The organism is Bacillota bacterium, assembly GCA_030705925.1.
Taxonomy (GTDB): domain Bacteria; phylum Bacillota; class Clostridia; order Oscillospirales; family Feifaniaceae; genus JAUZPM01.
The window spans coordinates 1-19,402 of sequence record JAUZPM010000039.1; the positions used below are offsets into that span (position 1 = coordinate 1).

Consider the following 19,402-nt stretch of genomic DNA (forward strand, 5'->3'; position numbering starts at 1 on the left):
AAGCTCGACTGAGCCGAATTTGCAGAACATTCCTGCTCGAGGTGAAATGGGGCGTGAGATGCGCCGTATGTTTATTCCGGAGAGCAGCGATTATGTATTGGTGGACGCTGATTATTCGCAGATCGAACTCCGCGTTCTCGCGCATATTGCCGGGGATGGGACAATGATTTCGGCTTTCAACAATCATGAGGATATTCATACATTTACTGCAACCCAGGTGTTCGGAGTAACAGAGGATATGATAACGCCCGAGCTTCGCAGAAGGGCGAAAGCCGTCAATTTCGGTATTGTATACGGCATATCAGCTTTTTCACTGTCAAATGACATAAAGGTTTCTGTTAGAGAAGCTAAAATGTATATCGACAATTATTTTAATAAATATCACAATATAAAATCATACCTTGATAAAACCATTGAGGATGCAAAGCAAAATGGGTATGTGACTACACTGTTTGGAAGAAGACGCTGGCTTCCTGAACTTAGGTCATCTAATTACAACATAAGAAGCTTCGGAGAGCGCGCAGCAATGAATGCGCCTATTCAGGGGACTGCCGCCGATATAATAAAAATAGCAATGATCAGGGTTCATAATAGACTTTTAAGCGAGGGCTTAAAAGCAAAACTTATTTTACAGGTTCACGACGAATTAATAATAGAAACGCCTAAAAATGAAAAAGACCAGGTGAAAAAACTGCTTAAAGAAGAGATGGAACATGCCGCAGATCTTGCAGTTTTGCTGGAAGCTGACGTAAAAGAAGGCTCTAACTGGTTTGAGGCAAAGTGAGGAATATATGAATAATGATGTAGACCTTGTGCCTATGTGCACAAGACACATTGATGCACTTGCTGAGATCGAAAAGGTCTGCTTCAGCACGCCTTGGTCGCACCAGCTTATTGAAAATGAGCTTTCTAACCCGATGGCGGTTTATGTTGTTGCTGAAGAGGAAGGAAACCCTATCGGTTATGCCGGAATGATCAACGTTTTGGGATCTGGTGAGATAATGAGTGTTGCTGTTTTGCCAGAATATAGGGGAAGAGGGATAGCAACAAAGCTTTTAAACGCACTTATTTCACATGCAAGGGACTCGGAAATAGAAGAGATGTATCTGGAAGTGCGTTCTTCGAATGAAAACGCTAAAAAACTGTATGAAAAATTTGGTTTTAAGGAAACGGGGCTCAGGCAAAATTATTATGAAAATCCCCGGGAGGACGCTGTACTTATGACTAAAATATTATAAGGAGTTTTAAATGACAATTTTTGCGATAGAATCTTCATGTGATGAAACCAGCGCCGCTGTTGTCATTGACGGGCGAAAGGTGCTTTCAAATATAGTTGCATCACAGATCGAAAAACACAAGATATACGGCGGAGTGGTTCCGGAAATTGCTTCAAGGGAACATATTGCGGCAATATCCGGGGTCGCAAGAGAAGCTCTTTCGCAGGCGGGAGTGACGATGGAAGACATAGACGCTGTTGCTGTTACTGCTTGGCCGGGGCTTATCGGGGCTTTGCTTGTTGGCGTCAATTTTGCAAAAGGACTTGCTTTGTCGTATCAAAAACCGCTTATTCCAGTGCATCATATACGGGGTCATGTTGCGGCAAATTATATTGCTTTTCCAGAGCTCAAACCGCCCTTTCTTGCACTTGTTGTATCCGGGGGTCATACAAATATTATAGAGGTGCGGGATTATACCGATTATAATGTTCTGGGGCAGACACGCGATGATGCCGCGGGCGAATGTTTTGATAAGGTCGCAAGGGTAATGGGACTGCAATATCCTGGTGGGGTGCAAATTGGCAAGCTTGCGGAAAAAGGCGATGATAAAAAATATCATTTTCCTAGCCCAAGCGTTGATGGAGAACCATTGAATTTTAGCTTTTCGGGTTTAAAAACCGCGGCAATAAATCTTTTGCACAACGCAGATCAAAAGAGCGAAGTTATCGATAAAGAGTCTTTTTCGGCATCTTTTAACCGCGCTGTTGCTGACTCACTTGTTGAAAGGCTTATTCTAGCGGCTGAAAAGACAGGTTATAAGGCCATCGTCTTAGCTGGCGGAGTTTCTGCGAATACCATGCTTAGAGACGAACTTAAAAGCGAATGCGATAGGCGGAAAATGACACTTTACATGCCTCCTTTACCTCTTTGCGGAGATAATGCAGCTATGATCGGCTCACAGGGCTATTATGAATATTTATCGGGAAATACCGCAGGTATGGCTTTAAATGCCAAAGCGTCAAAAGAGCTTGCAATTTAGAAATTCTTGAAAAAATGTTGTTATGTAAACGTATGACTCATATTTGTGAACAAACGCTCTGTGCATAACATGGACAGGCCAAAATTGTCGATTTTCCCTCTAAATATTGTGAAATCTGCGTTTTGCCTGTGGATAACTCTGTGGATTGTGTGTATATCTTTTTAAAATTGGTTTTTTATCGGCAAAATTATGTTAATGGACACTCTGTTAAGTACAGTTATTTTGTACGTATTGACAGTTGATAAATATGTTTTTTACATGATAAAATAAAGTATTCATATTTGTTGTTTTTAGCCCATGTTCTTCCACTATTTCGGCATGCTGCTTGCCGTAAAAGCGGCGGACGCGTTATAGAAGATAAGCTTTCGTGCTTATTTCGAATATAGAGCGGGATAGGAGCTTTATTATGGGACTTACTATTGCACAGAAGATAATTAAGAACCATCTGCTTTCAGGAAATATGGAGCAGGGTACTTCAGTAGGGCTTAGAATCGATCAGACTTTAACTCAGGACGCGACGGGTACAATGGTTTATCTTGAACTCGAAGCTATGGGGCTTAAAAGGGTAAAGACCGAAAAGTCGGTTGCATACATAGACCATAACACACTTCAGTCAGGCTTTGAAAATGCCGACGACCATAGGTTTATTGCATCAGCCGCATCAAAGTTTGGCGTCTATTTTTCAAAACCGGGTAACGGCATATGCCACCAGGTGCATCTTGAACGTTTCGGTATACCCGGCAAAACCCTTATAGGAAGCGATTCACACACGCCCACAGGCGGCGGCATAGGAATGCTTGCAATGGGTGCCGGCGGGCTTGACGTTGCTGTTGCAATGGGCGGGGGAGCTTATTATATAACGATGCCAAAAATGGTGAAAATAAATCTAACCGGTAAGCTACGTGATTTCGTTTCGGCGAAGGACGTAATATTAGAAGTGCTTCGCATTATGAGTGTAAAGGGCGGAGTCGGCAAAATCGTCGAATACGGCGGGGAAGGCATAAAGACATTGACTGTGCCTGAACGCGCGACGATAACAAATATGGGCGCAGAACTGGGTGCGACGACTTCGATCTTCCCGTCAGATGAAGTGACCCATGCTTTCCTTACGGCGGAAGGCAGAGAGAAGGATTATACACCTCTCGCAAGCGATCCCGACGCAGTGTATGACGAGGTTATAGATATCGATCTTTCTAAGGTCGTTCCTGCGGCTGCGATGCCGCACAGCCCGGATAATGTAAAGAGTGTCGATGAAATCGGATCAATCAAAATAGATCAGGTATGCATTGGTTCATGCACCAACTCATCTTTTACAGATATGATGAAGGTTGCTAAAATATTAAAGGGAAAAACGGTTGCACCAGGTGTTTCGCTGACTATTTCGCCTGGATCAAAACAGGTGCTGAGCATGCTGGCGGAAAATGGAGCTCTTACTGATATTTTGGATGCCGGCGCCCGCCTTTTGGAATCCACCTGCGGTCCCTGCATAGGCATGGGTCAGTCGCCTAACAGCAGTGGTGTTTCACTAAGAACTTTCAACCGAAATTTTGAAGGCAGAAGCGGTACTGCTGACGCCAAGATCTATCTTGTAAGTCCTGAGACTGCCGCAGTGTCGGCTTTAGCCGGTGTGCTGACGAGTCCCATGACCTGCTCTGCAGATATAAGTGTCTCTATGCCTGAAGCATTCAAGATAAATGATAATCTTATTGTATCTCCAGCCGGTGCTGACAACGATGTCGAAATTATTCACGGACCGAATATTAAGCCTTTCCCAATTGCAAATCCGCTTGAAAACGCTATTGAAGCGCCCGTAGCCTTGAAGGTAGGCGACAACATCACCACTGACCACATAATGCCTGCCGGGTCAAAAATTCTGCCTTATAGAAGCAACATCCCCTATATGTCCAACTTCTGCTTTGCTGTATGCGATAAGGAATTTCCACAGCGTATAAAAGAAATGGGAAGCGGTGTTATTATAGGCGGCTCAAACTATGGTCAGGGTTCGTCACGCGAACATGCGGCACTTGTTCCGCTTTTCCTTGGCGTTCGTGCAGTGCTTGCAAAATCATTTGCCCGTATACATCGTGCCAATCTCATAAATGCAGGAATCCTGCCCTTAACCTTTGCTGATCCGGCTGATTTTGAGATACTGGAACAGGGCGATAACCTCGAGATTAATAACATATTGGATGCACTTGATAGTGATACTGATGTTGTTATAACGATAAAAAATAAAGATAAAAAGATAAAAGCTGTTCATGGTCTTTCCGATAGAGATAAAGAAATTATGAAAGCCGGCGGATTGCTTAACTTTACCAAGAATTCAGTAAAATAGGAGAGGAAAAAATGAACGAAGCAGAAATAAAAAAAGCAGGCGAAAAATTTGAGACATTATTAAGACAGCAGCTTGAACGTGTCGAAAAAATGAAATCCGCTAAGGATTTTGTGGATTATAAGAAACTTGATAAGATCGTTATAGGCGTCTGCGGCGGTGATGGCATAGGTCCTGTTATCACCGATGCGTCATACAGTGTTTTAAAATATCTGCTTGAAGACGAAGTTAAAAAGGGCAGAGTTGAATTCAAAGAAATAAAAGGTCTTACGATCGAAAATCGTATTGCAGCGGGTAAACCTATCCCAGACGACGTTATGGCAGATCTTAAGGCATGCCATGTAATATTAAAGGGGCCGACAACTACCCCACGTGCCGGAGACGGGCTTCCCAACATAGAGAGCGCCAACGTCGCTATGCGAAAAGCCCTTGACCTTTTTGCCAATGTCCGCCCCGTTAAGGTGCCGGAGCTTGGAATCGACTGGACGTTTTTCAGAGAGAATACTGAAGGCGCGTATGCAGTCGGCAGCATGGGCGTTAATGTGAACGATGATCTTGCAGTCGATTTTGTCGTTACCACAACCGATGGTACTGAACGTATTGCCCGTCTTGCCTATGAATATGCCCGTAACAATAAAAAAGGCCGTGTGACCATAGTTACTAAGGCAAATGTTATAAAGACGACTGACGGCAAGTTTTTAAATCTGTGCCAGAATATCGCGAAGGAATATCCAGAGATCACAACAGATGATTGGTACATCGATATAATGACCGCTAAGCTGGTTGATGAAAAGAGACGCAAGGATTTCAAAGTTGTTGTTCTTCCAAACCTTTACGGAGATATTATTACTGACGAGGCGGCTGAGTTCCAGGGCGGCGTCGGCACAGCCGGTAGTGCCAATATTGGAAAAAGATATGCTATGTTTGAGGCTATTCACGGTTCAGCTCCCAGAATGGTCACTGAAGGCCGTGATAAATATGCCGATCCATGTTCAATGCTGCGTGCCACTGTAATGCTTCTTTCGCACATAGGTTATCAGGATAGGGCAGACAAGCTCGAAAAAGCGCTTGACATCTGCATGTATACTGAGAAGAGGGTAACAATCACAGGACGCGACACCGGGGCGACAACGAAGGATTTTGCGGGCTATGTGATGGATACAATAAAGAAGCTTTAATTAAAACTATATTTCATTAAACTAAAGAATAGATAAAGGACATCTATCGAATGGAATCGATAGATGTCCTTTTAAGTTTAAGTATAAAATTTTTAAAAATATATTTAATAAAGTTGTGTTATTGGAACAATAGTAAAGAGAAAATTATTATGAAGGGATGAAAGGTATGAAATATATAGTTAATTATCACACCGGATTTGGCGATTTTAATGTTGAAGGCTCAATAAATCAAGCAAAACAAAGAGCGGATGACGAAGCAACATTCACACAGCAGCCAATTTCAATTGACGATGAATTCGGAACCGAGGTAATTCATCGTCATTGGAATCAAAAATTATATGGTATACAGCTGTCAGAAAATCCACTTAAGTTTGGCGAAAAAGGATATTACGACGACTGGAAAGACTAATTCATTGATGCAAAAATTCAATCTGCAAGGGGCAGTTACATTTACTCATTACTATAATTATATGTTATAAATAAAAAACTCACACATAAGTGTGAGTTTTTTGGTGACCCGTAGGGGAATTGAACCCCTGTTACAGCCGTGAAAGGGCCGTGTCTTAACCGCTTGACCAACGGGTCATATATGGTAGCGGTAGTCGGATTTGAACCAACGACACTTCGGGTATGAACCGAATGCTCTAGCCAGCTGAGCTATACCGCCATTTCTCTTGTCACGAGAGGCAAAAGCTATTTTACAATAATATCGCTTCGTTGTCAAGTATAATATATTAAATGTTAAAAAAATATTCTTCAGGATATGAGCATTGAAAAACAGTTAATAACAAGAACAGAAATGATTCTGAAAGGATAATTTTTAATTGCTTTTCGATTGGAGTGGATAACTAACTATCCACCCCAAAAACCTAAAAAAATACAAATGCGCACTGTAATAAAAAGCTCAGCATTTGCTGAGCTTTTTATTAAAAAATTACTCTCTTCTCTGATTTTCCACTTTCATATATTGCACAGATAAACTTCTGTGTGATAAGAGCATTTTCGCCATTGATGTCCGGCTGAATTCCTTTTTTCAGTGCATCATAAAAATTTGTTATTTGTTTTTTATGACTGCTGCCCCAATATTTCATAACACCATTGCCAAAATCGGCAGTATCTTCTTTGGGGGTTTCAGCTGTAATAGTGCGGGCATCATTAAATACAATTTGAGCCTTGTCACGAGTCATTGATGCGATGCCGTTTTCACAGTGGAGTTCGATTTTTACAGGAGCGTCATAGGAGTAGTAGTTAATAGCATTAAAAGCGACCAGAACGCCATTTTTGTACTTAATCACTCCATTTGCACTGTCTTCAACTTTGATAATTTTATGAGCACGGTTTGCAATATTAGCATCAACATACTCTATTTCATCGTTTACGAACCAGTTCATCAAATCAAGAGTATGAATTGCCTGGTCAATAATTACGCCGCCGCCTTCTTTGTCCCAGGTGCCTTTCCAATCGCTTTTGCTGTAATATTCATCTGTTCGTTTCCATGTTACTTCAAGTTTTCCGGCATAGATTTTGCCAAGTTCACCGTTATCAAGATACTTCTTTATTAGTTTTGAACCTGCGTTATAACGGTTTTGAAATATTACGCCAAGTGTAACACCATTTTTACGTGCGGCAGCACACATAGCCTCAGCGTCTTTTAGTTCTATGGACATCGGTTTTTCTGTTAGAACATGTTTCCCGGCGTTCATAGCGGCGATGGCAATAATCGGGTGCATATAATGCGGAGTGCAAATATGAATTACATCTATGTCTTTGTTATTTACGAGATCATTATAATCAGTATAATACTTGCAGCCGTATTTTTCACCAGCTTCTTTAGCGCGTTCAGGCTTATTATCGCATACGGCAACAAGTTCGCAGTTTTCATTTTCAGCGACAGACATAAGATGTCTCGAAGATATTCGGCCGCATCCTACGACACCGACTTTAAATTTACTCATTTTTATAACCTCATTTGCTTAAGTTTACGCCCACCAAATCTTACTGGACTTATCTTTTATAATTAATGGCTTAAGGAATTCGATTGCCTTTTCAAGGCCCTCTTTCGGAGTCATAAGGGCATCTTCATGTTCTATTGAAACAGCTCCCTGATAGCCGATAACTGCAAGGGCGCTGATGATCTCTTTCCATGTAAGCGCATCATGACCATAACCAACCGTGCGGAAGGACCATGCACGTTCAGCAACAGAAGCATATCCGCGTGTTTCAAGAACGCCGCTGATGGCTGTATTTCTGGCATCGATTTTCGTATCCTTTGCATGGAAGTGATAGATAGCGCCTTTCATTTCGCGAATTGCATCTGCGGGATTGATTCCCTGCCAGAAAAGATGGCTGGGGTCAAAGTTTGCGCCGATGGTATCCCCAACAGCTTCACGCAGTTTTAGGAGAGTTATTGGATTGTAAATCGCAAACCCTGGGTGCATTTCAAGCGCTATTTTAGTTACACCATGAGCGTTTGCAAATTCGCATGCTTTTTTCCAGTAAGGAATTAAGACTTCTTCCCACTGCCATTTAAGCATCTCGCTGTAGTATTTTGGCCAAGTGCAGGTAACCCAGTTAGGAACCATGCCACCCTTGCCGTCACCGGGGCATCCGCCGAAGGTAACGATTGTATCGATGCCCATTTTTTCGGCGAGAAGAACTGTTTTTTCAAAATCAGCCTGATCTTTTCCGGAAACTTCCGGATCAGGATGAACGCAGTTTCCGTGGCAGGAAAGTGCTGCTATTTCCATATTATAATCTTTAACGAGTTTTTTGACTTCAGCTATTCTTTCATCTGTCATCTCGTCGGGATTTAAATGCTTTTTCCCTGGGGACCCGCCTGTTCCGAGTTCAAGAGCTTCAACGCCAAGACTGCTTAAATATTTTACTGTATCCTCTAGTGACATATCATAAAGGGGTACGGTTAAAACGCCTAGTTTCATTTTAGCACACCTTTCTTACTTTGTTAGATAATTTAATGAGCGGGAAACAACCCCGTACTCGTCGGTTTTTGATTCGGTTTCAACAATGAATTCAACAGTTCCGGCAGCTTTAGCCGCGGTTATGATAGCAGGAAAGTCGATCGGACCTTCGCCGACTGCCATCTCCTGTGTTTCGGCTGTTCCGTCTTTTAAGTGCATTGTGGGCACGCGTCCGCTGTATTTATTAATCATTTCAACAGGGTCGGCGCCGCCTCTCGTAATCCAGTAAACGTCAAACTGAACCTTTACAAGCCCAGGGTCTGTGTTTGCATATAAAATGTCAAGCAGATATTGATCTCCGTCTTTAACAAATTCATGAGCGTGGTTATGATATGAAAAAATCATGCCGTTCTTCTTGCATTTTTCTCCGAAACGGTTTAAATCTTCAGCAACGCGCAGAGCAGAATCCCTGTCGCACATTTCAGCTTTTGAACATGCAAGACGGTGGTTGCCGATGGCAAGATTGTACTCAATATGCTGGTCAATTTCAGCAAGAAGCTTTGTGTGATTGATGTGTGAGCTTACCACCTTGATACCGTATTTTAGCTGTGCGGCATTCATTTCTGCTGGAGTAAGAGCATTGCCGGCAAGTTCAACCCCTGCAAAGCCCATTTCGGCAAGCCTTTTCAAGCGCCCATCAAAGTCATCCTCGACTTTTCGAACGCTGTACATCTGCACACTTACTTTATCTAATAACATTATTTATCCTCAATTAATCAAAATATACAGGCTTTCCTGTCTTCGCCGAGTTGTAGATAGCTTCCAGTATTTCGGTAACAACTAATGCTTGTTCCGGTTTAACAACGATTTCTTTATTATGTAAAACACAGTCATACCAAGTTCTGCACTCGACATCCTTAGCGTCTTCAGATTTGCCCTCATAGAAAGCAACGCCGCCGCTCTTGAGGTCAGGCTTAATAACAACCTGTTTGCCAAATTCAACTGTATTGATACGAAGACCGTCTCTCATATCAGCGCCTGCTTTAGTTCCACACAGAGAAGTCTTTGCTTCCATTACGTCAAGCGTGTTGAGCGCCCAGCTGGACTCGAGGAAGATTGTAGCGCCATTTTCCATAACTACATAACCGAAAGCTGAATCCTCAACAGTATATTTTTCGGGATCCCAATCTCCCCATGCATTGCCGGTCTCTGTCTGATCGCCGAGTTTTTTATAAACTGTTCCGACTACCATTTTCGGCTTATAGTTATTCATCATCCACAGTGTAAGGTCAAGAGCGTGTGTGCCGATATCGATCAGAGGGCCGCCACCCTGAGCCTCTTCATCAAGAAATACACCCCATGTAGGAACGGCACGGCGTCTTACAGCATGCGCTTTTGCCATGTAGATTTCGCCAAGATCTCCGCGCTCACAGGAACGTTTTAAGTATCTGCTATCCGCTCTGAAACGATTCTGATACCCAATTGTAAGTTTTTTGCCTGTTCTCTTTGCCGCTTCGACCATTTTGCGTGCATCGGCAGCTGTTTTAGCCATAGGCTTTTCACACATAACGTCGCAGCCAGCCTCTAAAGCGTCAATGGTAATGGGGGCGTGTGAGATGTTTGGAGTAAGAACATGAACGACATCCAATTTTTCTTTTGCAAGCATTTCTTTGTAATCGGTATAGACGTTTGCGTTTTCGATGCCGTATTCTGATGCGGCTTTCTCTGCTTTTTCTACGATAATATCGCAGAAAGCAACCATTTCAGCTTCTTTAATTTTAGAGATCGCAGGTAAATGCTTGCCGTTGGCAATGCCACCGCACCCAATAATACCTACTCTGAGTTTTTCCATTTGATTTTCTCCTTTGCAAATTGGTTTTTTTATATAGACTCTCTCTTCACTAATTCATAAGGAATTATTACGTGATTACTCTCAAGAGGTTTTTTGTTTATTAAATCGATTAACATTTCAGCTGCTATACGACCCATCTGTTCCTGATTCTGCGATACAGTAGTAAGACCGGGCTCGACTGTATAAGCAACCTCAACATTATCAACGCCGCCGACAGCAATATCATCAGGCACGCTTTTACCAATATTTTTTACGGCTCTGATCGCACCGGCTGCCATCCTGTCGCAAATTGCAAATATTCCATCAACATGAGGATTTTGTATTAAAAACGGTTCCGTAACTGCTAGCGCACTTCTAAAACCATATGTACTGTAAAAAACAAGCTCGCGGTCGAAAGGCAGATTATTTTCACGAAGCGCTCGTAAGTAGCCTTTGAGCCTGCTGACGGTTGACGGCTTTAAATTGCCGACAGACAATAAGGCGATATGCCGTTTGCCTGACTGTATCATCATATTTACAATTTCATAAGCCGCTTTTTCATTATCGATGCCGACAAAGGGGACATTATCAGTCAAATATTCACCGCACTGAATCAAAGGAAATTTCTTTGATATAGAAACGATGTCGGACGTTACAAAAGAGGCACCAGCCAATATTATTCCATCAACCATTTTTTTGGTAAGAAGCGGCAGATAAGCCTCTTCATAACCTACATTATCATAGCAGTTTGCGACAACCACAAAATAGCCGCGTTTAATTGCTATATTTTCGATACCTTTAATGATTTTTGAATAGTGCGTATTGTTGACCGATGTTATTAAAACTAAAATCAGTCTGGGATTGCGGTCTGAAGAGGGCTCGCTAATTTCACCGGATCGGTAACCGGTTTCCTTAATTGCCTCTAATACGAGCTCTCGTGTTTTTTGAGAAACACGATTGGAATTGTTAATAACACGTGACACCGTTGCAACTGATACTCCAGCAGTTTTAGCGACATCAATGATATTCACGGCGACTCCTCCTGTAAAACGATTTTGTAATCGTTTACACTATACTTATATCACAATAAGAAATAGATGTAAACCCTATTTAGAAAATTAAAAATGAATAATTTATACAAAAATTTAGTACAATTTTACTTATTACCTATCGCATGTTGATTGAAACCTCATATTGAATCTCTGATTTTGATCTCATAAGGGATTATTCTTTGTGTATTATCCTTTGATTTCCCGTTAATTCTTTCAATTAACATTGTTGCCGCGGCTTTGCCCATCTCCTCCTGGTTTTGTGAAACTGTTGTAATCCCGGGTTCAACTGTATAGGCTATATCAACATCGTCAAAGCCGCTTACTGCGATATCATCAGGAACTCGTTTTCCGAATTTTTTCGCAGCCCGAATTGCTCCTGCAGCCATACGGTCACTAATAGCGAAAATCCCGTCAATATCAGGGTTCTTAGTCAAAAATTTTTCAGTCGTCATAAGAGCGTTGCGAAAACCGTAATTTCCATACATAATGAGATTTTCGTCAAATTGCAAGCCGCTTTCCTCAAGAGCCCTTTTATAACCCTCCATACGGTCTGTTGTGGAAGGTTTAGAGTTATCGACTGAAAGGGTTGCTATGCGTCGTTTGCCTTTTTTTATCATTAATTTTACTATATCATAAGCGGCGCCTACATTATCTATAGACACAAAAGGGACATTCTCAATGAAGTTTTCCCCGCATTGGACAATCGGATAAGCCGAGGAAATACCAGCTAAATTTTCCGGTGCAACCCAACTGCTTGCAAGGATAATACCATCCACCATCCTCTTTGTAAGAAGAGGCAGATAAGCTTCCTCATATTCTTTTTTATCGTAAGAATTAGCAATAACGACATAGTAACCTCGCGATAACGCAACGCTTTCTATGCCCTTAATAACTTTAGCATAATATGTATTAACTACTGATGTAATTAAAACAAGAATAAGATGCGTATTTTTCTCTCGTAAACTCTTTCCGATCATACTTGGGTGGTAACCTGTTTCTTTTATAACTTCAAGTATCCTATCCTTGGTTTTTTGCGAAACTCGGCTTGAATCGTTAAGCACTCTGGAAACAGTAGCCACCGAAACGCCAGATGCTTTTGCGATGTCATTTATATTCAAATCAGCACCTCCAAGTACTGTATAATATAAAATTTATATCACATTTATAAAATATTGTAAAGCATGATAGAAAATTTAGGATTTTTCATAAACATTTGTTTGTAATTTTTAATTTTTATGGTATAATAAATAAAAAAATCTTCTCTTAAAGGTAGCCTGAAAGGATGGTAAAACTTGACTAAGGGAATGCTCAAAGAAAATGAGATTTTTGAGTTTATTAAGAAAAAGATTGAAGATGACGGACTGCCCCCTTCCATACGGGAAATCTGTAAAGCTGTTTCATTATCTTCGCCGTCATCGGTATTTTCTTATCTGAAATCACTAGAGAAAAAGGGCTTAATCATCATACAAAAAGGCAAGAAGCGGGCGATAATGCTTCCTGATATGAATAAAAGCAGCATGTCTTATATTCCGGTTTTAGGGCGGGTTACCGCAGGTTTACCAATACTTGCAATTGAAGAGGTTATTGATAAGATTCCGATTGACAGAACGTTTGTCCGCGGAAGGGATTTATTTGCACTTACGGTAAAGGGCGACAGCATGAAAAACGCCGCAATTTTAGATGGCGATTATGTTGTAGTTGAAAAAACGCCGGTTTGCAACAATCATGATATTGTTGTTGCCCTGATTGGTGATGAGGCAACAGTAAAACGATTTTACAAAGAAAACGGACACTTCAGGCTTCAGCCGGAAAATGAGGAATATAAACCAATAATTTGTGATGATGTTTCAATCCTCGGACGGGTTGTTATGGTTATAAGGCAGATAAATTATTAAATAATTAGGGCTTGTTGTTTGCATAAAGCAGATGGCAAGCTTTTTTGATTTTTTGGGCTTTAAGTAGCATTCTCTTTTGAAAAAGAACTACACCTCACTTGTTTTGAGCATGTACTGTCTGACAAGTGAGGTGTAGTTTATATCACTAATTTAATTTTTATTTATCTTTTTTTTCTGGCAGTTTGCCGAGTAAATAAATAGAACCATATATCACTAAGATTACCAGAAAAATTCCCAACATGCCAAAGCCCATGACGTGAAGGGAGTTATAGAAGTTTTGCATATTTTGGCTCAAACTTAAAAACATATTTATCTCTCCTTATTTAAGAAGCTGTGGTACAAGTGCAAGTACTAGACCGCCCGCAACCACGGAAGCTATTTGTCCGGCTACATTGGCACCAACTGCATGCATTAACAGATGGTTTTGGTTATCTTCGGCAAGCCCCAGCTTTTGAACGACGCGGGCTGACATCGGGAAAGCGGAAATGCCTGCGCCGCCAACCATTGGATTCATCTTTTCCTTTAGGAATAGATTTAAAAATTTAACGAAGAGCACGCCGCTCATCGTATCAAATACAAATGCGAATAAACCGAGAAGCATAATTATAAGTGTGTGCACCGTTAAAAACTCTGAAGCCTGCATTTTGAACGCTATAGTTATTCCAAGGAACAGGGTAATTAAATTTGCAAGCCCCTGCTGAGCTGTCTTTGAGAGAGAATCTAGTTTTCCACATTCACGTATAAGATTGCCGAACATAAGAAAACCGACAAGCGCAACCGAAGCAGGAGCAACAAGCCCGGCAACGATGGTGACAACAATGGGGAATAGAATGCGCGTTGTTCTTGAGACACCTTTGGGATTATAGGGCATACGGATCATACGCTCTTTTTTTGTAGTAACAGACTTTATGGCGATTGGCTGGATAATCGGGACTAAAGCCATGTAAGAGTAAGCGGCAACTGCGATAGCAGATACATAATTACTGTGAAATACATTCGATACAAGAATAGAAGTCGGGCCGTCGGCGGCACCGATGATTCCGATTGAAGCAGCATCTTTAAGGTCAAAACCTAAAAGGGTCGCAACTGAAAAAGTTAAAAATATTCCGAACTGAGCAGCGGCTCCACATAACAGCATACGTGGGTTTGAAAGAACAGGCCCGAAATCTATCATGGCACCGATACCGATAAAAAGTAATAACGGAAGAGCTTCGGATGCCTCAATCCCCCTACTGAACAGCCACTGAATTATTCCATGCGAAGTGCCGACCCCTTCCAAAGCTTGATCTAAAACCCCCGATAGAGGAAGGTTGACAAGTATGGCGCCAAAACCCATGGGTAGGAGCAGACCCGGCTCCATGTCTTTTTCAATAGCAAGATAAATTAAAAGACTTCCTATGACAATCATCGCAACCTGCTGCCAGGTTATCGAAGTGATGCCACTTATTAATACGTCCAAATATGACAGCTCCTTTTTTTTACTATATTATTATTCATATATTAAGGTAGAGAAAAAAACTTGTCAAGTTAATAATTACCAGTGAGTTTGATTTTGCAAAAAAGAAAAATACAATTATAAATTATTCAAAATAAGTTTTTCGAGTGATGCTGTAAAGACTTGATCCTGAGCAGATGTTCTTTTTTTTGGACCTTTAAGCCTTCCGCCCGAATTTCTTATTTTCTTTGCTGTATGCCGGGATAAAAGCAATGAATCGATGTTATTCTCATCGTAAACCATGCCATCCTGATTGATGGGTATAGCCTCGCGGGCGAGACACATCGCTGCAAGCCCGTAGTCCTGAGTCACTGCAATGTCGCCGGGTAATACCATATTTACAAGAGCAAAATCAACGCTATCAGCTCCTTTCGATACAACTATAGTATTAACCCCAGGCCTTTGAAAAGTATGAGAAGTGTCACACAGAATGTATACTTCTATTTCAAATTGTTTTGCAGTTTCAATGGTTTGATTTACAACAGGACAACCGTCGGCATCGATTAGTATTCTCATATTTATTCCTTAATTTATTAATTCATTATTAACGCAATTATATCACGAGTTTATTTTAATATATTGAGACTTGTCCGAAATTCGAGAAAAAAGTATCAGACGGTGACCATCCGCCTTAAAAATTCGGCAGTTCCCGTCCTATCCTCCAACGCATTAAACTATAATAGATTTTAATGCTGTCCTTTAATGGATCATATCTATTTTATTCCCATAAATAGAAGTACCGCAAGTATTATTATTAGTTCCTTATCAGAATTTTCACGCATCAAGAATATTATAAGTCCTATCAGAATCAAATCTTCTAACTGAATGTTTTTAAAAAGCTTACCGAGCATATCTAATTCTTTTTTTACGTGAGGCGGAGGCGGCGGAGGACAGGGATCGCATGGGGATGGGGGCGGCGGAGGCGGTGGCGGAGGTGGATACCGTGGTTCCCTTGGTGGGGGCTCTATATGGTATAATTCATTTGGCGGTTCATCATGCTCTCCGGCACGCCGCTGTGCCTCACGCTGAAGACGGTATAAGTCTCCGCCTAACGGCATAGAGAAATTACGCTCATACATTTTTACGCCTCCTATAGAATTTCCATTGCCTTTGAAGCAATCTTACTTAATTTAAGCACTGTGATGGCGTCATCAATTCTTTTGCTTCGATCCGCTGACATATATGGTTTAAGAGCAAGGAGAAGCGCAACCTGCGGGTCTTTGCTCTCGGCGTTCCACTCGTTAAGTAAAGGAAGCAGCTTTAGAAGATTCTCTGAATTGAGCAGTCCGGAAAGTCCGCCTTCGCCAGACGGTTGCGTGTCTTTTTCCGGCTCTGGCGGAGGACTGTCATTCTGCGCAGATAAGAGTCCGGCTATATTCTTGATTTTTTCAAAGCTTTCCGGATCGTTAAGAAGCGCACTGACTTTCTCCGCAATATCGTCCATATTTAATCCTCCACAACTTCGTGGATCCGGTCTGCGGCTTTTTTGTCTTTTGCAATAGAACCTAATGATCCCGGATTTTTAAGTGCATTTTCAATGGCGGCTATGTCTTCTTTTGTCAGGCTATTGATTATTCGCTGTAATTCAGCAGGGTCTTTCAGACGTTCCTTAGCTCGTTCGCTTACGGTTGCACCGAGAATTTTCTGCGCTTGATTGACGGCATTTCCAAGTGTGGTTTTATCCATTTCTTTGATTTTATCCAATTTCTCGTTTAATCCCATAAAAACAGTCCTTTCCGGTTGTTTTTTGTATTTTTAACTGTTTTATTATATGCGGGTTTTGACTTTTCGTACCACTTATATTATTATGATAAAAATAGAATCTTTAGGTGGTGGAATACATCAAAGTAATAGTTTTTTCTGATTCGCACGGCAGAACTGATGAGATGTGCAGAGTGCTGGAACGTGAAAGAGAAGCGGCTATGTTTATACACCTTGGGGACTGCACCAGAGATGCTCAGTTTGTTTCATCAATGTTTCCAACATTGCCGGCGAGAATTGTCAGCGGAAACAATGATTATAATTCAACCGATCCACAGGAGATAGTTTTTGATTTGTGCGGCAAAAAAATAATGCTTGCACATGGACATCAATATGGTGTAAAACTATCCTGTAACAAAATAGCAGCCAAGGCTAAAAGCCTTCGCGTTGATCTTGTTCTTTTCGGACATACACATATGGCTTATTATAATTATGCTGATGGCATACAACTGCTGAACCCGGGGTCAGTATCCGGTGCGTATGTCTTAAGAAGGACATATGCTTCTGTTGACATCAGTGAATCCGGGATTTTGTGCACACTTTTAAAGGTTTAGAGGGGTGTTATATGTATAAGCAGGAAATGAAAGCACACCCTAATTTTCTGATTTTGATTGGCTTTTCTATTTTTGTTTCGCTTATGGCTCTTGCTGTGTTGTCTTTTTTAAAAGGATGGCTTTATTACAGCGAAACCGAAGCTGCTATTATTCTATTGAATTTTATATATATAATTAAGGCGGCTTTATCATCCCAGCATTCATATATATACAGGCTGGTTGGCAACTCTCTTTTTATTAAAGTCATAAAAAGAAAAAAGGAAAAGCTGCTTGCAGACATAGATCTCAGTAGAGTGTGCTCAATAAAAAAAACAAGAGATAGTTTGCTTCACAGCATAGGAAATGGACGTTCATACGTAGCTGAACTGGACTTTAATAGCAGATATAAGTGTGTCTACAGAGATAAAAAAGAGAAAACTCATACATTTATATTTCAGCCTGATAACCAGCTTATGAAACTGCTGAAACAATCACTTGATAAAAATATTATAAAAGATTAACTGGAGAATAAAAAATGGCTTCTAAAATGCAAGTTCTGATGTCACGCGTTTTTTCGGCGAATTATAAAGAATTGATTCGAATGATTAAAGATGATGCGAAGAAAAGCGGAAAGTCATTTCTCACTATTACAGCTGACAGCTTAACCTGTATGATGAGATATGGCACGGCAATCAACGATTATCATCTTTTTGAATTTTGGCGTCAGAGCCCTGAAGAAAGAGAAAAATTTATTACACTTACTTATAACAATAAAATTGTTTCGACTTTAAATGATATTTCTTTACGTCCCGTATTTGAAGCAAAATCACTTTTTGCAGATAAATTTAAGAATTATTTCGGACGGGATGTTTTACAACTTAAAACCTGCTCGCAGGAAATGTTTGAAGAGTTTTGCGGAAAACATCCTGTATTCTTTGCTAAAAAAGATTATGAATTTGGCGGACACGGTGTTGAACGTTTCACCATCGATGGATTTAAAAATTTAAAAGATGCATATGATAAATTGAAAGAATCAGGCTATGATCTTTTAGAAGAAGTGCTGCAGCAGCATCCTGAATTAAACGAGTTTTATGACTGCCTTAATACTGTCAGAATTGCTACGCTTCTTACTGATGAGGGACCTAAAGTAGTTTATGCTGTTTTCAGGTGTGGCAATGGTGGTTATGTAGATAACGTTGGAAGCGGCGGATTTGCGGTAACTGTAGATCCGGAAAGCGGCGAGATAATTTCCGATGCCATTAAGCAGGATGGCAGTTATGCAGAATACCATCCTGTCAGCAAGAAAAAATTTCGCGGTTCAAAAATTCCCATGTGGGATGAGGCAATAGCTATGGTTAAAGAGGCGGCTTTGAAATGCCCGCGTGTGCGTTATGTAGGATGGGATGTTGCGTTTACTCCTGACAAATGCGTATTGATAGAGGGCAATTACAATCCCGGTTATCAGATTTTTCAGATGATTGATAAAAAGGGCAGAAAGTACTTTTTTGAAGGAACTTTGGATAAATAAAAACAGGAGCTGTCCGTTATAAGGGCAAGCTCCTGTTTTTTATTTTAGGCTCTGCGCAAATCTAAAATTTCAAAGGAAGAGAACTGGTTTTTGTATATTATAAATTATTACGAAGTAAGTATAAATGAAATAAATAGATATTTATATGATGTTTATGGCAATATAGTTTTGTGGTATATTAGTTTTATAAAATCAATGGAGGTTAAATGATGAACCAAGGACAAGAAAAATTTTATGAATTTATTTTAGAAAGAGTACAAGAAGATAAAGTTGAAGAGGCAAAGGAATTGCTTATGGATAATTTTAAGAAACAGCAAAAAGGTAACTTCACACAGGAAGATGTTTTAAAATTTATTCCTAAAATGATTTCATTATTGAAACCTGAAAAGGTTGAGGAAGTTCAAGCAGTTATGAAACAATTTGCTCAAGGTATAGGACACTAATACACAATGGAGGCTATGATTCACATTCTTTCATTTAATGTGAATTTAATAATATAAAAAGTGGCTTACATCAAATGAACTGTACCAGAGTTATTGGACAAAGAAAAAAAGGGACTATTGGTCATGGTATAATAAACTGGACACCAAGTTAAGCGCGAAAGGTGGAACAGTTTGTGAAAA

22 protein-coding genes and 2 tRNA genes are annotated in these 19,402 nt (G+C 40.6%); 11 read left to right on the plus strand and 13 right to left on the minus strand.

Going from position 1 to position 19,402, the window contains the following annotated elements; all coding sequences use genetic code 11:
• From Q8865_07145 to Q8865_07170, 6 genes are all read left to right on the plus strand, one after another.
• Positions 1–784, plus strand: a 784-nt coding sequence (locus tag Q8865_07145; GenBank protein ID MDP4153194.1) for a DNA polymerase, incomplete at its 5' end; no start/stop codon positions are given.
• Positions 785–791: 7 nt separating this feature from the next.
• Positions 792–1,238: a ribosomal protein S18-alanine N-acetyltransferase gene (gene rimI / locus Q8865_07150; protein MDP4153195.1), complete on the plus strand. Its 447-nt coding sequence runs from the start codon at positions 792–794 to the stop codon at positions 1,236–1,238.
• Positions 1,239–1,248: 10 nt separating this feature from the next.
• Entirely contained in the window at positions 1,249–2,256 is a 1,008-nt protein-coding gene (gene tsaD, locus Q8865_07155) for a tRNA (adenosine(37)-N6)-threonylcarbamoyltransferase complex transferase subunit TsaD (protein ID MDP4153196.1), read from the plus strand.
• A 406-nt stretch (positions 2,257–2,662) separates the two neighbouring features.
• Positions 2,663–4,591: an aconitate hydratase gene (locus Q8865_07160; GenBank protein ID MDP4153197.1), complete on the plus strand. Its 1,929-nt coding sequence runs from the start codon at positions 2,663–2,665 to the stop codon at positions 4,589–4,591.
• Between the two features lie 11 nt (positions 4,592–4,602).
• Positions 4,603–5,766, plus strand: a complete 1,164-nt coding sequence (locus Q8865_07165; protein ID MDP4153198.1) for an isocitrate/isopropylmalate family dehydrogenase — start codon at positions 4,603–4,605, stop codon at positions 5,764–5,766.
• Positions 5,767–5,932: 166 nt separating this feature from the next.
• Positions 5,933–6,175: a hypothetical protein gene (locus Q8865_07170; protein ID MDP4153199.1), complete on the plus strand. Its 243-nt coding sequence runs from the start codon at positions 5,933–5,935 to the stop codon at positions 6,173–6,175.
• Between the two features lie 101 nt (positions 6,176–6,276).
• On the opposite strand, the gene Q8865_07175 is transcribed toward Q8865_07170, so the two are convergent.
• The 8 genes from Q8865_07175 to Q8865_07210 all read right to left on the minus strand — a co-directional run bounded on the left by Q8865_07175 (position 6,277) and on the right by Q8865_07210 (position 12,685).
• A tRNA-Glu gene (locus Q8865_07175) sits at positions 6,277–6,351 on the minus strand.
• Positions 6,352–6,356: 5 nt separating this feature from the next.
• Positions 6,357–6,433, minus strand: a tRNA-Met gene (locus tag Q8865_07180).
• A gap of 259 nt (positions 6,434–6,692) precedes the next feature.
• Positions 6,693–7,721 (minus strand): Gfo/Idh/MocA family oxidoreductase, encoded by a 1,029-nt coding sequence (locus Q8865_07185; protein ID MDP4153200.1) that lies wholly within the window; start codon positions 7,719–7,721, stop codon positions 6,693–6,695.
• Positions 7,722–7,745: 24 nt separating this feature from the next.
• Complete coding sequence (locus tag Q8865_07190; protein MDP4153201.1) at positions 7,746–8,705, minus strand: sugar phosphate isomerase/epimerase; 960 nt, start codon at positions 8,703–8,705, stop codon at positions 7,746–7,748.
• A 15-nt stretch (positions 8,706–8,720) separates the two neighbouring features.
• The gene (locus tag Q8865_07195) at positions 8,721–9,443 is read right to left on the minus strand and encodes a sugar phosphate isomerase/epimerase (GenBank protein MDP4153202.1); all 723 of its coding nucleotides are present in this window, start codon (positions 9,441–9,443) and stop codon (positions 8,721–8,723) included.
• Between the two features lie 13 nt (positions 9,444–9,456).
• Positions 9,457–10,536, minus strand: a complete 1,080-nt coding sequence (locus Q8865_07200; GenBank protein ID MDP4153203.1) for a Gfo/Idh/MocA family oxidoreductase — start codon at positions 10,534–10,536, stop codon at positions 9,457–9,459.
• Positions 10,537–10,565: 29 nt separating this feature from the next.
• The gene (locus Q8865_07205; GenBank protein MDP4153204.1) at positions 10,566–11,546 is read right to left on the minus strand and encodes a LacI family DNA-binding transcriptional regulator; all 981 of its coding nucleotides are present in this window, start codon (positions 11,544–11,546) and stop codon (positions 10,566–10,568) included.
• 158 nt (positions 11,547–11,704) lie between these two features.
• A complete protein-coding gene (locus Q8865_07210; GenBank protein MDP4153205.1) occupies positions 11,705–12,685 on the minus strand; it encodes a LacI family DNA-binding transcriptional regulator in 981 nt (326 codons plus the stop codon).
• 174 nt (positions 12,686–12,859) lie between these two features.
• On the opposite strand from Q8865_07210, the gene lexA reads away from it, so the two are divergent.
• Positions 12,860–13,462: a transcriptional repressor LexA gene (gene lexA / locus Q8865_07215; protein ID MDP4153206.1), complete on the plus strand. Its 603-nt coding sequence runs from the start codon at positions 12,860–12,862 to the stop codon at positions 13,460–13,462.
• Between the two features lie 319 nt (positions 13,463–13,781).
• Here lexA and Q8865_07220 read toward each other — a convergent pair whose 3' ends face one another.
• From Q8865_07220 to Q8865_07240, 5 genes are all read right to left on the minus strand, one after another.
• The gene (locus Q8865_07220; protein MDP4153207.1) at positions 13,782–14,921 is read right to left on the minus strand and encodes a sodium ion-translocating decarboxylase subunit beta; all 1,140 of its coding nucleotides are present in this window, start codon (positions 14,919–14,921) and stop codon (positions 13,782–13,784) included.
• Positions 14,922–15,035: 114 nt separating this feature from the next.
• Positions 15,036–15,473, minus strand: coding sequence for a YaiI/YqxD family protein (locus Q8865_07225; GenBank protein MDP4153208.1), 438 nt, complete (start codon positions 15,471–15,473; stop codon positions 15,036–15,038).
• A 197-nt stretch (positions 15,474–15,670) separates the two neighbouring features.
• Complete coding sequence (locus Q8865_07230; GenBank protein MDP4153209.1) at positions 15,671–16,036, minus strand: hypothetical protein; 366 nt, start codon at positions 16,034–16,036, stop codon at positions 15,671–15,673.
• A gap of 11 nt (positions 16,037–16,047) precedes the next feature.
• Positions 16,048–16,401: a hypothetical protein gene (locus tag Q8865_07235; protein ID MDP4153210.1), complete on the minus strand. Its 354-nt coding sequence runs from the start codon at positions 16,399–16,401 to the stop codon at positions 16,048–16,050.
• 2 nt (positions 16,402–16,403) lie between these two features.
• Complete coding sequence (locus tag Q8865_07240) at positions 16,404–16,679, minus strand: hypothetical protein (protein ID MDP4153211.1); 276 nt, start codon at positions 16,677–16,679, stop codon at positions 16,404–16,406.
• A 110-nt stretch (positions 16,680–16,789) separates the two neighbouring features.
• Between Q8865_07240 and Q8865_07245 the strand changes: the two genes are divergently transcribed.
• The 4 genes from Q8865_07245 to Q8865_07260 all read left to right on the plus strand — a co-directional run bounded on the left by Q8865_07245 (position 16,790) and on the right by Q8865_07260 (position 19,222).
• Positions 16,790–17,272: a YfcE family phosphodiesterase gene (locus Q8865_07245; GenBank protein ID MDP4153212.1), complete on the plus strand. Its 483-nt coding sequence runs from the start codon at positions 16,790–16,792 to the stop codon at positions 17,270–17,272.
• An 11-nt stretch (positions 17,273–17,283) separates the two neighbouring features.
• Positions 17,284–17,772, plus strand: a complete 489-nt coding sequence (locus tag Q8865_07250) for a hypothetical protein (GenBank protein MDP4153213.1) — start codon at positions 17,284–17,286, stop codon at positions 17,770–17,772.
• Positions 17,773–17,786: 14 nt separating this feature from the next.
• Complete coding sequence (locus tag Q8865_07255) at positions 17,787–18,779, plus strand: sugar-transfer associated ATP-grasp domain-containing protein (GenBank protein ID MDP4153214.1); 993 nt, start codon at positions 17,787–17,789, stop codon at positions 18,777–18,779.
• Positions 18,780–18,988: 209 nt separating this feature from the next.
• Positions 18,989–19,222 (plus strand): hypothetical protein, encoded by a 234-nt coding sequence (locus Q8865_07260; GenBank protein MDP4153215.1) that lies wholly within the window; start codon positions 18,989–18,991, stop codon positions 19,220–19,222.
• Positions 19,223–19,402: the final 180 nt, after the last annotated feature.

Coding starts and splice junctions, on each gene's coding strand:
- tsaD (MDP4153196.1), top strand. CDS start 1,249: ATGACAATTTTTGCGATAGAATCTTCATGTGATGAAACCAGCGCCGCT.
- Q8865_07160 (MDP4153197.1), top strand. CDS start 2,663: ATGGGACTTACTATTGCACAGAAGATAATTAAGAACCATCTGCTTTCA.
- Q8865_07165 (MDP4153198.1), top strand. CDS start 4,603: ATGAACGAAGCAGAAATAAAAAAAGCAGGCGAAAAATTTGAGACATTA.
- Q8865_07195 (MDP4153202.1), bottom strand. CDS start 9,443: ATGTTATTAGATAAAGTAAGTGTGCAGATGTACAGCGTTCGAAAAGTC.
- Q8865_07185 (MDP4153200.1), bottom strand. CDS start 7,721: ATGAGTAAATTTAAAGTCGGTGTCGTAGGATGCGGCCGAATATCTTCG.
- Q8865_07170 (MDP4153199.1), top strand. CDS start 5,933: ATGAAATATATAGTTAATTATCACACCGGATTTGGCGATTTTAATGTT.
- Q8865_07230 (MDP4153209.1), bottom strand. CDS start 16,036: ATGTATGAGCGTAATTTCTCTATGCCGTTAGGCGGAGACTTATACCGT.
- rimI (MDP4153195.1), top strand. CDS start 792: ATGAATAATGATGTAGACCTTGTGCCTATGTGCACAAGACACATTGAT.
- Q8865_07225 (MDP4153208.1), bottom strand. CDS start 15,473: ATGAGAATACTAATCGATGCCGACGGTTGTCCTGTTGTAAATCAAACC.
- Q8865_07235 (MDP4153210.1), bottom strand. CDS start 16,401: ATGGACGATATTGCGGAGAAAGTCAGTGCGCTTCTTAACGATCCGGAA.
- Q8865_07190 (MDP4153201.1), bottom strand. CDS start 8,705: ATGAAACTAGGCGTTTTAACCGTACCCCTTTATGATATGTCACTAGAG.
- Q8865_07260 (MDP4153215.1), top strand. CDS start 18,989: ATGAACCAAGGACAAGAAAAATTTTATGAATTTATTTTAGAAAGAGTA.
- Q8865_07250 (MDP4153213.1), top strand. CDS start 17,284: ATGTATAAGCAGGAAATGAAAGCACACCCTAATTTTCTGATTTTGATT.
- Q8865_07240 (MDP4153211.1), bottom strand. CDS start 16,679: ATGGGATTAAACGAGAAATTGGATAAAATCAAAGAAATGGATAAAACC.
- Q8865_07255 (MDP4153214.1), top strand. CDS start 17,787: ATGGCTTCTAAAATGCAAGTTCTGATGTCACGCGTTTTTTCGGCGAAT.
- Q8865_07200 (MDP4153203.1), bottom strand. CDS start 10,536: ATGGAAAAACTCAGAGTAGGTATTATTGGGTGCGGTGGCATTGCCAAC.